Source organism: Delftia sp. 60 (genome assembly GCF_002754395.1).
GTDB classification, from domain to species: domain Bacteria; phylum Pseudomonadota; class Gammaproteobacteria; order Burkholderiales; family Burkholderiaceae_C; genus Comamonas; species Comamonas acidovorans.
Window position 1 is genome coordinate 496,676 of record NZ_PEFD01000001.1, and the last position, 12,164, is coordinate 508,839.

The 12,164-nt window shown below is 69.1% G+C and carries 13 protein-coding genes; 9 read left to right on the plus strand and 4 right to left on the minus strand.

Annotation, left to right across the window (positions count from 1 at the left end):
• Positions 1-12 precede the first annotated feature (12 nt).
• The 7 genes from CLV01_RS02235 to CLV01_RS02265 all read left to right on the plus strand — a co-directional run bounded on the left by CLV01_RS02235 (position 13) and on the right by CLV01_RS02265 (position 5,789).
• Entirely contained in the window at positions 13-1,143 is a 1,131-nt protein-coding gene (locus tag CLV01_RS02235) for an MlaE family ABC transporter permease (RefSeq protein WP_034397875.1), read from the plus strand.
• Positions 1,143-1,946, plus strand: a complete 804-nt coding sequence (locus tag CLV01_RS02240; protein WP_012202305.1) for an ABC transporter ATP-binding protein — start codon at positions 1,143-1,145, stop codon at positions 1,944-1,946. Before CLV01_RS02235 ends, CLV01_RS02240 begins: the two co-directional genes overlap by 1 nt.
• A gap of 197 nt (positions 1,947-2,143) precedes the next feature.
• The gene (locus tag CLV01_RS02245) at positions 2,144-3,106 is read left to right on the plus strand and encodes an MlaD family protein (protein ID WP_013800229.1); all 963 of its coding nucleotides are present in this window, start codon (positions 2,144-2,146) and stop codon (positions 3,104-3,106) included.
• Between the two features lie 14 nt (positions 3,107-3,120).
• Positions 3,121-3,789, plus strand: coding sequence for an ABC-type transport auxiliary lipoprotein family protein (locus tag CLV01_RS02250; protein WP_099732465.1), 669 nt, complete (start codon positions 3,121-3,123; stop codon positions 3,787-3,789).
• 302 nt (positions 3,790-4,091) lie between these two features.
• Entirely contained in the window at positions 4,092-4,310 is a 219-nt protein-coding gene (locus CLV01_RS02255; protein ID WP_012202308.1) for a CsbD family protein, read from the plus strand.
• Positions 4,311-4,454: 144 nt separating this feature from the next.
• Complete coding sequence (locus tag CLV01_RS02260; RefSeq protein ID WP_013800231.1) at positions 4,455-5,042, plus strand: hypothetical protein; 588 nt, start codon at positions 4,455-4,457, stop codon at positions 5,040-5,042.
• 246 nt (positions 5,043-5,288) lie between these two features.
• Entirely contained in the window at positions 5,289-5,789 is a 501-nt protein-coding gene (locus CLV01_RS02265) for a hemerythrin domain-containing protein (protein ID WP_099732464.1), read from the plus strand.
• A 53-nt stretch (positions 5,790-5,842) separates the two neighbouring features.
• Here CLV01_RS02265 and CLV01_RS02270 read toward each other — a convergent pair whose 3' ends face one another.
• Positions 5,843-6,490 (minus strand): MarC family protein, encoded by a 648-nt coding sequence (locus CLV01_RS02270; protein WP_012202311.1) that lies wholly within the window; start codon positions 6,488-6,490, stop codon positions 5,843-5,845.
• Positions 6,491-6,679: 189 nt separating this feature from the next.
• Here CLV01_RS02270 and CLV01_RS02275 point away from each other — a divergent pair, with 189 nt between their 5' ends.
• A complete protein-coding gene (locus tag CLV01_RS02275) occupies positions 6,680-7,372 on the plus strand; it encodes a dienelactone hydrolase family protein (RefSeq protein ID WP_013800233.1) in 693 nt (230 codons plus the stop codon).
• Here CLV01_RS02275 and CLV01_RS02280 read toward each other — a convergent pair whose 3' ends face one another.
• The 3 genes from CLV01_RS02280 to CLV01_RS02290 form a co-directional block, all read right to left on the minus strand.
• The gene (locus CLV01_RS02280; RefSeq protein ID WP_099732463.1) at positions 7,373-7,690 is read right to left on the minus strand and encodes a hypothetical protein; all 318 of its coding nucleotides are present in this window, start codon (positions 7,688-7,690) and stop codon (positions 7,373-7,375) included.
• 229 nt (positions 7,691-7,919) lie between these two features.
• Positions 7,920-8,564 (minus strand): molybdopterin-dependent oxidoreductase, encoded by a 645-nt coding sequence (locus CLV01_RS02285; protein WP_013800237.1) that lies wholly within the window; start codon positions 8,562-8,564, stop codon positions 7,920-7,922.
• Positions 8,561-11,179, minus strand: a complete 2,619-nt coding sequence (locus CLV01_RS02290) for a choice-of-anchor Q domain-containing protein (RefSeq protein ID WP_099732462.1) — start codon at positions 11,177-11,179, stop codon at positions 8,561-8,563. The genes CLV01_RS02285 and CLV01_RS02290 overlap by 4 nt, the downstream gene beginning before the upstream one ends.
• A gap of 228 nt (positions 11,180-11,407) precedes the next feature.
• Between CLV01_RS02290 and CLV01_RS02295 the strand changes: the two genes are divergently transcribed.
• A complete protein-coding gene (locus CLV01_RS02295; protein ID WP_099732461.1) occupies positions 11,408-12,145 on the plus strand; it encodes a response regulator transcription factor in 738 nt (245 codons plus the stop codon).
• The last annotated feature ends 19 nt before the right edge of the window (positions 12,146-12,164 follow it).

A 12,164-nucleotide genomic window follows, 5' to 3' on the forward strand; every position in this document is an offset into this window, starting at 1 on the left:
GACTTTCCGCACTTGTCTGCCCTCAACAATCCCCCCCAATGCAGCCTGCGCCGCGACAACGACGGCCAGTGGGCGTTGCTGACCGGCTCCTGGGGCGCGGCCGAGCTGGGCCGGCGGGCGCAATGGCGCAGGCTGCGTGCGCAGCTGGCCGATGCCAAGGGCGATGACCTGGGCTGGAACCTCGAAGGGCTGGACTGGCTGGACCACGTGGGCGCGCAGCTGCTGTGGAACCACTGGGGCCGTCGCCTGCCCGCGCGTCTTGCGGCCAGCGATGCGCAGCGCGCCATGCTCGAACGCGTGGGCCGTTTCTCCAAGGAGCCTGCGCCGCCGCCCCCGCGCCCGAACCTGCTGGAGCGCATCGACAGCCTGGGCTGCCTGGTGATCAACGCCTGCGGCCATTTCGCGCAGATGACGCGGCTCATCGGCCAGTTGCTGATCGACCTGCTGCGCTTTGCGCGTGCCCCGCACCGGGGGCCCTGGCGCGACATCTCCGGCCATCTTTACTCCATGGGCGCCACGGCCCTGCCCATCACGGCCCTGGTGGGCTTTCTGATCGGCGTGGTGCTGGCCTACCTGATGGCGCTGCAGCTGCGCCAGTTCGGGGCTGAATCCTTCATCGTCAACATCCTGGGCATCTCGCTGATCCGCGAGCTGGGTCCGCTGCTGGCGGCCATTTTGGTGGCGGGCCGCACGGGCTCGGCCATCACCGCCCAGATCGGCGTCATGCGCGTGACCGAGGAATTGGATGCCATGCAGGTCATGGGCATACCGCACGGCTTTCGCCTGGTGCTGCCGCGCGCGCTGGCGCTGGCCATCGCCATGCCCCTGGTCTCGCTGTGGACCACGCTGGCCGCGCTGGCCGGCGGCATGCTCGCGGCCGACCTCACCATGGGCGTCACGGGCGCCTACTTTGCCGAGGCCCTGCCTGCCGCCGTGAAGATCGGCAACCTCTGGATCGCCATGGGCAAATCCGTGGTCTTCGGCGCCCTCATCGCCCTGATCGGCTGCCACTGGGGCCTGCGCGTGGAGCCCAATACGCAGAGCCTGGGCAAGGGCACGACGGCCTCGGTGGTGACGGCCATCACCATGGTCATCGTGGTGGATGCGATCTTCGCCATCTTGTTCAAGGACGTAGGCATCTGATGGCCATGGACACCGAAACCTCCTCCACGCCCGCAGCCGACGAGCCCATCGTGCGCATCGCCGGGCTGTGGAGCGTGTTCGGCGAAGGCGAGAACGCCTTTGCCGTGCACCAGGACCTGGACCTGGACGTGCAGCGCGGCGAGATGCTGTCCATCGTCGGCGGCTCGGGCACGGGCAAGACCGTGCTGCTGCGCCAGATGCTGGGGCTGCTGGAGCCCACCAAGGGCCGTGTCGAAGTGCTGGGCCGCCCGGCCAGTGAAATGGGCCGCGAGGGCGCCGCCAGCCGCGTGGGCATGCTGTTCCAGCATGGGGCGCTGTACTCGGCCTTCAGCGTGCTGGACAACGTGGCCTTCGCGCTGCGCGAGCAGGGCACGCTGCCCGACGACCTGGTGCGCGACGCGGCCCTGGTCAAGCTGCAGATGGTGGGCCTCAAGCCCGAGCATGCCTCGCGCATGCCGGCCGATCTTTCGGGCGGCATGATCAAGCGCGTGGCGCTGGCGCGGGCGCTGATCATGGACCCGCCCCTGCTGCTGCTCGACGAGCCCACGGCCGGGCTGGACCCCACCAGCTCCGACGAATTCTGCGAACTGCTGCGCGAGCTGCGTGCCGAACTGGGCCTGACCGTCATCATGGTCACGCACGACCTGGACACGCTGTTCGCCCTGTCCTCGCGCGTGGCCGTGCTGGCCGAGAAGAAGGTGCTGGTCAGCGGCCCGCCGCGCGAGGTGGCCGAGTTCAAGCATCCGTTCATCGAGCATTTCTTCCAGGGGGAGCGCGGCAGGCGCGCGATGAGCACGGTATGAGAAGCCCCCCTGAGTCGCTTCGCGCCTTCCCCCTCTCGCTTTGCGGGGGGGACGACACCCTCGCGGCGGGGCGGCCCTTGCTCGGTGTCCCTTGCCTTGGGGTGCGCCGGTTTTGAAGGTCTCGCCCTGAGTTGTGGATTGACTGGGGGCCACGGCCCCATGCCTTGTTTGCTGGGCTAACGTTATGGACCATTGATATGGAAAACAAATCACATGCCATGGCGGCCGGCATTTTCGTGCTGGTCGTGGCGGCCCTGCTGGCGGGGCTGGCGATCTGGCTGACGCGCGATACGCGGCAGTACAACGAGTACGAGTTGTCCACCAAGGACGGCATCAGCGGGCTGCAGGCCCAGGCGGCCGTGCGCTACAAGGGCGTGGCGGTGGGCAAGGTCACGCGGATCGGGTTCGATCCGCAGACCAATGGCAATGTGCTGATCCGCATCGCCATCGGTGTGAACACGCCCATCACGCCCACCACGTTCGCCGTGCTGGGCTACCAGGGCGTCACGGGCCTGGCCCATGTGCAGCTCGATGATGCGGACCAGCCGCAGCCCCAGCTGCCGCCCGGCCCCAGCGGCCTGCCGCGCCTGCCGCTGCGCTCGTCGCCGCTGAGCATGCTGGCCGACCAGGGGCAGGTGCTGCTGGAGCGCGCCGATGAGATCTCGCGCCGCCTCAGCGACATGCTGGACACCGACAACCAAAAGCGCGTGAGCCAGGCGCTGGAGAACATTGCAGCCGCTGCCGCAGGCGTGCAGCAGCTCACGCAGAACCTGGACCGCACGCTGTCCACCCAGGTGCCGCAGCTCGCCGCCGACGCCCACAACACCCTGCAGTCGCTGGAGAAGGCCAGCAACGGCGCCTCTGCCGTGGCCTCCGAACTGCAGCAGACCGTGCGCCGCGTGAACGCGCAGGACGGGCCGCTGGAGCAGATCGCCCAGAGCACGCGCGCACTGACCCGCATGGCCGACTCCCTGGGCCGCAGCACGGTGCCGCACGCCAACCGCGCGGCCGATGATGTCTCGCGCGCCGCGCGCCAGATGGGCACGGCGGCCAGCCGCTTCAGCGACAACCCGCAGGCCGTGATCTACGGGCCGGGCCAGGCCCGCCCTGGGCCGGGCGAGCCCGGCTTCGTCGCCCCGTCCGCAGCCACCCAGCCCTGACCCAAGGAACCCGCATGCCCCTATCTCGCAAGACCGCCGTGGCCAGCGCTGGACTGGCCGCCGCCCTGATCCTGCTGGCCGGCTGCTCGGCCCTGCCGCAGCCCCCCGCCCAGCCCGCGCGCTATGACTTCGGCCTGGCGCCGCTGTCCGCGCCCGCGCAGGCCGCCACATCCGCCGCCCCGCAGGCACGCACGCCGCTGGCGCTGGCCGATGTGGAGGCTCCCGCCCTGTCCGACGGCAGCACCGCCATGTTCTACCGCCTGGCCTATGCCAACGGCCAGGAACTGCGCCCCTACCAGCTGGCGCGCTGGAGCCAGCCTCCGGCCCTGCTGCTGCAGCAGCGCCTGCGCAGCCAGCTGGGCGTGCAGCGCCCCGTGCTTGCCAGCAGCGAAAGCGTGGCCCAGCCGCGCCTGCAGGGCGCCGTGCCCACGCTGCTGCGCGTGGACATCGAAGAGTTCAGCCAGGTCTTTGACGCGCCCGGCTCCAGTGCCGGCGTCGTGCGCCTGCGCGCCACCCTGGTCGAGCAAAGCGGTGCCGTGGACCGCCTGCTGGGTCAGAAGCTCTTCGAGGTGCGCAGTCCTGCAGCTTCGGGCGATGCCGCAGGCGGCGCCCAGGCCCTGGCCAAGGCCACTGATACGGCCATTGCGCAGATCGATGCGTGGCTGGGGCAGCAGGGGCACTGAGCGGCTTCGGGCCACCCACGCCTCTTCTCTTTTTCCGTTCAAAAACAGCCGGTTGGTGCACTGCACCTTCCGGCTGTTTTTGTCTTTGCCTGACCCAGCGCTTCCCGCGCGTCCGTCAGGGGCTGTAGTCCCGATCCCACCGTCTCGGCTGCCCCTGGGACGACCGTCAACACTAGGTCCAGACTACGACGCGCAGCCCCCAGGTTTTTTACAGTGGAACCGTCGCTGATGCAGATCGCGGCTTTGAAAAAACAAGGCCTGATTGCACGGCGCTACTTCAACATCACTGAAAGGACCAAGCCATGAATGAAGACCGCATCAAGGGCAACTGGAAGCAATTCACCGGCAAGATCCGTGAGCAATGGGGCAAGCTCACCGATGACGATCTGGATGTGATCGCCGGCAAGCGCGAGCAATTCCTGGGCAAGCTGCAGGAGCGTCAGGGCCTGGCCCGCGACGCTGCCGAAAAGCAGCTGACCGACTGGCAAAAGCGCAACCCCGACTTCCGCTTCGAAGACTGACGGGGGTGGACTGCGGATGGGCTGGACGCCCTGGCCGGCGCCGCCATCCGCTCCTCGACAGCCAGCGTGCTTGAGGGCACGCACCAATGGCCCGCCGCCGCAGGCACCAAGGGCCGGTTCAGTACAAATACAAGGAGTTCCATCATGCAAACACCGCAACGCTTTCGCCATATGCTTTCCGCTGTCGCCTTGGGCCTGATGGCCTCCGGCGCCATGGCCATGACCAATGCGGAGCACACGGCCGCCAAGAACCAGATCGAGGCCGATTACAAGGCTGCCAAGGAACAGTGCAAGCCGCTCAAGGACAACGCCAAGGACGTCTGCGAGAAGCAGGCCAAGGGCCAGGAAAACGTGGCCAAGGCCGAACTGGAATCGCGCCGCAATCCTTCGCCCAAGAACAGCGAAAAGGCACTCAAGGCCAAGGCTGATGCGGACTACGACATCGCCAAGGAAAAGTGTGACGACCTCAAGGGCGACGCCAAGGATGTCTGCGTGAAGGATGCCAAGGCCGCCCACGTGCACGCCGTGGAAGCCGCCAAGGTGAACAAGGCCCAGGCCGAGCCCGCGTCCAACTCCGCAGCCAAGGCTGCCAACGTGGCCGAAACCCGCAAGGACGCTGCCGAGGAAACCCGCGAAGCCGACTACAAGGCTGCCAAGGCCCGTTGCGACACCATGAGCGGCGCTGCCAAGGACACCTGCGTGGCTGATGCCAAGCGGAAGTTTGGACAGTAAGCTCCCCCTGAGCGGCTGACGCCGCTTCCCCCTCTCGACTCGCTACGCGAGGGAGGGGGACGACGCCCTCGCCGCGAGGCGGCTCTTGCTTGGCGTCCCTGATGTTGGGGCGCGCCAGTTTTATCCGCCTTGACCAAGCCCCGCTCGCGGGGCTTTGCTGTTTTCGGGTTGGCTGATGTGGGTCAAACGGGTTGGGCGGTGCTGTTCCTAAGCTGCAGGCTTTCACGATGAAGGCAGGAGAAGCATATGGCCGTGCTGGAATGGAGCGGAGCGCTGGCATTGGAGTTGCCGGCCATGGACGAGGTGCATCAGGAGTTCGTCCTGCTGCTGGCCGAGGTGGAGGCGGCCGATGATGCGCAGCTGTGCACGCGCTGGGATGAGTTGATCGCGCATACGCAGGTGCATTTCGACCAGGAAGACCGCTGGATGCAGTCCACGCGCTTCACCAGCACCAACTGCCACAGCCTGCAGCACAAGGTGGTGCTGCAGGTGATGCGCGAGGGGGCGAGCAAGGCGGCGGCCGGTGATCTGGCCGTGATCCGCAGCATGGCGGGCGAGCTGGCGGCCTGGTTCGTGCACCATGCGCAGACCATGGATGCGGCGCTGGCCCTGCATCTGCGCAGTGCGGGCTTCGATCCCGCCACGGGCTCCCTGGCACACCCTGAGGCCTTGCCCGAGCAGCCCATCACGGGCTGCGGCGGTGCCTGCGACGGCAGCGCCGACCGCGCGCGGGCCGTGCCGGCCTGATCCGGCCTGAACCGATCTGAACCGGCAGTAAGGCCACCAGTCAGCCAGCCCGCTCAGGGCACGATCGCGGGCGATGCCAGGATGGGGAAGATCTTCACCAGCCCGCCCGCCATCACCTCCACGGCCAGGGCCGCGAGGATCAGGCCCATGAGCCGCGTCATCACGTTGATGCCGGTCTTGCCCAGCACGCGGGCGATCGGGTCGGCCAGCGAAAAGCAGACCATCACCACCAGCGCCACCACCACGCCATAGCCCACCAGGGCCAGGTGCTGCCAGATGGTGCGTGCCTGGTCGGCGTAGATCACCACGGTGGACATGGAGGCCGGCCCCGTCAGCAGCGGAATCGTCAGCGGCACCACGGCAATGCTGTTGCCCATGGCGGCCTTTTCCGCGCCAGCGACCAGCGTGGGCGCGTTGGGCCGTTCCTCGGCCGGGCGGGCGTTGAGCATGTTCATCGCGCTGATCAGCAGCAGCAGGCCGCCGCCCACCTGAAAGCTCTGCAGCGAGATGTTGAAGAAGTCCAGCACCTGCAGCCCGATGATGGCGCAGGCCGCGATCACGCAGAACGAGGCCAGCGCCGCCGTGCGAATGGTCTGCTGGCGCTGCTGGGCGCTGAATCCCTCGGTGTAGTGGATGAAGAAGGGGACGATGGCCAGCGGGTTGATGATGGCCACCAGCGTGATCAGCGGTTTGAGGTCCATCGCATTCCCTGTAGGTTGCCGCCGCCCACCTGTGCCCGGCGCTTGCCGGTACGCACGACTTTTCGTTCCATCGAATGTCTCCTGTGAAAGAATTGCCGCACGGGCCGGCCCGCCGCCATTACAGCATTGCGGGGCGCGTCCGCCCACCGGGAAATCACAACAGGTTCTCAGACAGAAAGGAACGCGGACATGGGCAGTTTTGTGCAGTTGACTTCGTTGGATGGCACGGCTTCGCCGGCCTGGGTGGCGCGGCCCGATGTGCCCGCGCGCGGTGCCGTCGTGGTGCTGCAGGAGATCTTCGGCGTCAACGCCCATATCCGCGCCGTGGCCGACCGCCTGGCAGCCCGCGGCTATGTGGCCGTGGCGCCGTCACTGTTCACGCGTGTCGAGGCCGGTGTGGACCTGGGCTACGGCGACGCCGACCGTGCCAAGGGCATGGCGCTGAAATCCGCCGCCGAGGCGCTGCCCCAGCCCGGCGTGCTGCCCGAGATCGAGGCCGCCATCGCCCATGCCGCCACGCTGGTGCCCGGCGGCAAGGTGGGCATCGTGGGCTTTTGCTGGGGCGGCCTGTGGGCCTGGCGCGCGGCCTGCAACCTGCCCAGCCTGTCGGCTGCGGCCTGCTACTACGGCGGCGGCATGACCACGCCGCTGGAGATGGGCCGCGAGCCGCTGTGCCCCGTGATTGCCCACTTCGGCCGGCGCGATACGCACATTCCCGTGGACGCCGTGCAGGCCTTCGCCCAGGCGCAAAAGCATGTGCAGGTGCACCTGTACGACGCCGACCACGGCTTCAACTGCGACCAGCGCAGCGCCTACGACGAGGCCAGCGCCCTGCAGGCGCGCGACCGCACGCTGGCCTTCTTCGACCAGCATCTGGCCTGATCAGTCCCCGGGGTCCGGATCACAGGCCGGCCCCGGCGTCGCCTTGCGCGCCTGCACGGTCTGCAGCGTGCCCCGCAGCGCGCGCTGCTGCGCGGTCAGGAAGCTCATCAGCCCGCCCAGGTCGTTCAGCTGTTGGTCGGGGCCGGCCATGCAGCACAGGTCGATCACCAGGCCCATCTGGTGCATGCAGTCCTTGATGCGATAGACCTCGTATTCGGAAATGGGGTAGTACAGGCTGGTCTCTTCCCTCGGCAGTTGCGGGGAAGAAAAGAAAGGCGGGGAGGCGTGTGCTCCGCTGGGTGCATCGAGGTCAGGCATGGCGGCTCCTTTGGCATTGGACTGGCACCCCCTTGCGGAGGTCCCGCACAGCCCCGCCAAAACGGAACTGTGCCCGGCGCAGCACCGGGAAGATGAAAAAGCCGCTGCCTCGTGAAAAAGGCGTGCGGCTGCTGCGCCTACGTTGTTTCGGGCCGCCAAGCCCGTATCCCCCGAGGGGATCGCGAAATGGTACTCCAAATGCGCGTTCTGCCGCGCTCTGAAGCCAGGTTCAACCCTGGGGCTGCTGCGCGTGCAGCCCCATGTGGTACAGCCCCCAGGGCGCCTGCGCAAAGCGTTCCTTCAGGGGCTTGCCTGCCAGATCGGCAATGCGGTCGGCGTCGTACATGGCCCATTGCGGGCCCAGGCCGCCCAGGCCCAGGCGCCGGCCGTCCATGTGCGTGGCCAGCAGCATGCGCCATTGCAGGGCCTGCGCCAGCGGCAGCTGGGCGCGGTAGCCGTCGATGGCCTGCAGGGTGATCCACTGGCCCTTGGCCGCTGCGGCGGCGCTGTCCACGCCGGCCGCCTGCAGCACGGTGGCCAGCAGCGGGCCGCGCAGCCGGTGGGGCTGGCCGTCGTATTCGATATGGGGCGTGATCTCCACCGTGGGCAGGCGCTCCAGCGCATGGGCCCCTGTGGTCCAGGCCGAGTCGAAGGCCAGGCCATGGTTTTTCAGCAGCAGGTCGGCCACCGGGTCCAGCGGCCCCCGGTTGCCGCGCACGCCGGGGCCGCTGATGGTGAGCACGGCGGCTTCGGTGCTTTTCCCGGGGGCGGCGGGGGCGGCCAGGGCGCTTTCGCACAGGGCCAGGCCGGTGGCTGCGCTGGCGGCCAGCAGGCTGCGGCGTGAAAGCGGGCTCCGGCTTGCGGATGCGGTCATGGGGAACTCCTGGGGGTGCGTGGCGATCTGCCAGCGCCGATTTTCCGTGAAGTGCCCATCCTGCGCGACAACGCCGCGCCCGCTGCGGTCAGCAGGCTCAGCAGCGCAATCCCCCCGGCGCCCAGCGCTGGAATGGGCGCCGCAGATGGTGCGGGGGCCGCCGTGACGGTCACGGTGTTGCTGTCCGAGCCGGAGGTATTGCCATCACCGGGCACATAGCGCGCCTGCACCGTGGCCGTGCCCGGTGGCAGCCGGGGCACGCTGCAGCTGGCCTGCCCTCCGGTCACCGGAACGCTGGCGCACAGCACCTGCGTTCCGTTCAAGAAATCCACCGTGCCGCTGGCGCCGGCAGGCAGCGTGACCTGGGCGCTGAAAGTCACGCTCTGGCCATGGCCTGGCGCAGCGGGGGAGGCCGACAGGTGGGCGCTGGTGGCTGCCGGGCCGATCACCACGGTCACGGCTGCGGGTTCGGTGGTGGCGCCGTTGGCATCGGTGGCAGTCAGCGTGAAGCTGTAGCTGCCTGCCGCCTGCGTGGCTGGAGCCGAGAGCGTGCCGGCGGCCTGGCTGAAGCCAGCGGGCAAACCGCTCACGCTGTAGCTGAACGGCCCCACGCCGCCGCCGGGCACGGGCGCCAGCGGCTGGCTGTAGGCCGTGCCGTAGGTGCCGGAGGGCAGGCTTGCCGTGACGCTGAAGGCCGTGAAGCTGGCCTGTACGCTCCTGGCTGCATCGATGGTGACGCTGCAGGTGGACGTGCTGCCGCTGCAGGCATCACCCCAGGCGGCAAAGGCATGGCCAGCGTCGGGCGTGGCGGCCAGGGTCACCAGGGTGGGCGCGCCTTCGAAGTAGCCATAGCCGGCCTGGCACAGGCCGCCTGGGCGGCCGCAGTCCTGTACGGCACCCGTGGCCGCAGGCGGGGAGGCCTGCGCCGATACGCCGCCCGCGCCGCTGGCCAGAACGGTCAATGCCGCCTGGAAGACGTTCGCCTCCACGGCGCCGATGTCGCACCGCGCACCCTGGGGGCGGACCACGCCGCGCTGGTCCGTGCCGGGTGCGGCCGTGCAGGCCACCCCGTCCAGTGCCGGGCTGCCGGTGCTGTTCAACATGGTCTGGGTGGGGCCGCCGTGGCTGGCCAGGGGGCCGAGCTGCGGGTTGCCCGTGGTGAAGGCCAGGGCGCTGATGTCGGCATTGTTCAGGGCCTGCGCCAGGCCCAGCAGATTGTTGCTGCCGCTGGCATCGCTGGTGCCGCCATTGCGCAGGTCCAGCACCACGTCCCTGCCAGCGGGCTGTTTGGTGGCCGGCTCGAACACGCTGCCCTGGGCAATGCTGGCCTGCATCTCCAGCGAGGCACCGCTGCGGGTGCAACTGGTGTTGCCACCCGCACTGCAGGCGGCCTGGGAATCGCCCAGGCTGTAGATGGCGCCGCCTTGCGCGGCAGGGTTGTCGTCGCCATTGGCCTGCACGGTATTGCCGGCCAGGGTGGAGAAACGGATGGTGAGCACGCCGTTGTAGTTGAAAACGGCGCCACCCAGGCCGGCGCCGCCGCCGCTGCTATTGCCCAGCCCACCGTGTGCACCGTTGCCAGCCAGGGTGACCTGGTTCAGCGTCAAGGTGCCTGCGTTGTTGAAAACAGCCCCTCCCATGCCGCCTGCGCCACCGCCAGCGTCGAAGGCGCCGCCCCCACCGTTGCCAGCGCCGAAGCCGCCACCGCTGCCACGACGGCCACCACCACCGCCAAATCCGCCACCGCCGGAGCCGCCGCCGCCACCACCGAAGCCGCCGTTCTTGCCGCTGGCGCTGCCACTGCCGCCGCCCAGGCCGCCATCGTCCGGGCCGCCAGCGTTCGGCCCTCCCCCCGGGGAAAAAGTCGCATCCTCGCCCACGCCGGCACCTGCAAAGGAGTTCAAGGAAAGCCTGCCTCCTTGCCCCCCTTGTGCGTGATTGCGCGTGAGCGTGCTGCGTTCGATGGTGAGCTGGCCCCGATTGAAGATGGCACCGCCCGCACCCAGCGCGCCGCCGCCAAAGCGGCTGGAGCCGCCTGTGGCCTGCCCCCCGGCCAGGGTCAGGCCGCGCAGGACCAGTCCACCCTGCGCATCGATGTCGAACAGCCGGAAGCCTGCGGTACCGAGGCGCTGCACGCTCACGCCCTGGGGCGTCAGGCCATTGGCGGTGGCATCGAGGGTGATGCGCTTGCCGCTGATGAAGAAGGCGCTGGGGCCGAACTGCGAGACGTAGCCGGGCCAGCTGGCCAGCGGCAGGCAGGTGGCGCCGGCGGCCTGCCCGGTGTCCAGGCAGTTGGTAAAGCGGGTCAGCGAGATGGTCTGCCCATCCAGGGCCGCGCCGAAGACGATGGTGTCGCCGTCGGCGGCATGGTTGATGGCGTCGCGCAGGGTGTCGCAGTTGCGGTCGCCTGCGGCAGGCGAGCATTGCGCACGAGACAGCGGCTCGGTGTCTGCAATCTCGCCGGCGGTGGTGACGGTGAGTGTGGCGGCCTGGGCCGCGGCGCCGGCAAGGGCCAGGGCCAACCCGCCCGCCAGGCCCGGCAATGTCCGGCCCCAGGGGCTCGGCGTGGGTATGGGTGGTACGTCGGCTGCAGCAGGCGGGTGGATGGCGAACATGGTGAACCCCCTCGGTAGGCACAGCATCTTTGTGATGTGCTGAAGAGGGCAAATCTATGGGGTGTCCGGCTTTCTGTATGTCCCCCGTTCGGGCTACATGGGCGATGAGAGGGGGCGGGGGCGCCATGCCGCCCGTGTCACCCATGCCGCCCATGTCACCTATCCGGGCGACATGACAGCGGTCTTGTTCCATGTGAACATGCGGCCCTCGCCACGCACTCCACCCACATGGACACGCACACAGACCCTTACTCTGCCGCCGCGACGGGTGGCGCCACAGTCATCCGCGTGGCCGTGGTGGAGGACGACGCCGCCTGCCGCCACGCCCTGGTGGGCGTGATCAATGCCGCGAAGGACATGGTCCTGTGCTGGGCGGCAGCCAGCCGCGCGGAGGCCCTGCACCAGCTCGGCCGGGCCGATGGGGCCGGTGCCATGGACGTGATGCTGGTGGACCTGGGCCTGCCCGACGGCAGCGGCCTGGAGGTGATTGCTGCCGTGCGCACTCGCCATCCCGGGGCGGCGGTGATGGTCAGCACCATCTTTGGCGACGAGCAGCATGTGCTGGCCGCCATCGAGGCCGGCGCCATGGGCTATCTGCTCAAGGACCTGGCCGCCGACGCGGTGCTGGAGGAAGTGCGCAGCCTGCACGCGGGCGGCAGCCCCATCAATCCCATGGTGGCGCGCAAGCTGCTGCTGCGCCAGCAGCGGGCCGGGGCGGTGGCCGGGCTGCAGCCGCCTGCCGAGCCGCAGGCCGCCGCGCAGGCGCTGTCTGCGCGCGAGCTGGAGGTGCTGCGCCTGGTGGCGCGTGGCCATACGCTGGACGAGGTGGCGCGCCAGCTGGGCGTGTCGCGCCATACGGTGCGCACCTTCGTGCGGCGCATCTACGGCAAGCTGCAGGTGTCCAGCCGCACGCAGATGATGCATGTGGCCTTGCAGCGCGGCTGGCTGGCCGAGGGGCTGCAATGAGCGCCGCCAGGGTGGGCAG

Excerpts from the sequence above, each read along its gene's own strand:
- CLV01_RS02275 (WP_013800233.1), top strand. The coding sequence starts at position 6,680 with ATGGGCAGTTTTGTGCAGTTGACTTCGTTGGATGGCACGGCTTCGCCG.
- CLV01_RS02285 (WP_013800237.1), bottom strand. The coding sequence starts at position 8,564 with ATGACCGCATCCGCAAGCCGGAGCCCGCTTTCACGCCGCAGCCTGCTG.
- CLV01_RS02290 (WP_099732462.1), bottom strand. The coding sequence starts at position 11,179 with ATGTTCGCCATCCACCCGCCTGCTGCAGCCGACGTACCACCCATACCC.
- CLV01_RS02255 (WP_012202308.1), top strand. The coding sequence starts at position 4,092 with ATGAATGAAGACCGCATCAAGGGCAACTGGAAGCAATTCACCGGCAAG.
- CLV01_RS02245 (WP_013800229.1), top strand. The coding sequence starts at position 2,144 with ATGGAAAACAAATCACATGCCATGGCGGCCGGCATTTTCGTGCTGGTC.
- CLV01_RS02270 (WP_012202311.1), bottom strand. The coding sequence starts at position 6,490 with ATGGACCTCAAACCGCTGATCACGCTGGTGGCCATCATCAACCCGCTG.
- CLV01_RS02280 (WP_099732463.1), bottom strand. The coding sequence starts at position 7,690 with ATGCCTGACCTCGATGCACCCAGCGGAGCACACGCCTCCCCGCCTTTC.
- CLV01_RS02250 (WP_099732465.1), top strand. The coding sequence starts at position 3,121 with ATGCCCCTATCTCGCAAGACCGCCGTGGCCAGCGCTGGACTGGCCGCC.
- CLV01_RS02295 (WP_099732461.1), top strand. The coding sequence starts at position 11,408 with ATGGACACGCACACAGACCCTTACTCTGCCGCCGCGACGGGTGGCGCC.
- CLV01_RS02260 (WP_013800231.1), top strand. The coding sequence starts at position 4,455 with ATGCAAACACCGCAACGCTTTCGCCATATGCTTTCCGCTGTCGCCTTG.
- CLV01_RS02240 (WP_012202305.1), top strand. The coding sequence starts at position 1,143 with ATGGCCATGGACACCGAAACCTCCTCCACGCCCGCAGCCGACGAGCCC.
- CLV01_RS02265 (WP_099732464.1), top strand. The coding sequence starts at position 5,289 with ATGGCCGTGCTGGAATGGAGCGGAGCGCTGGCATTGGAGTTGCCGGCC.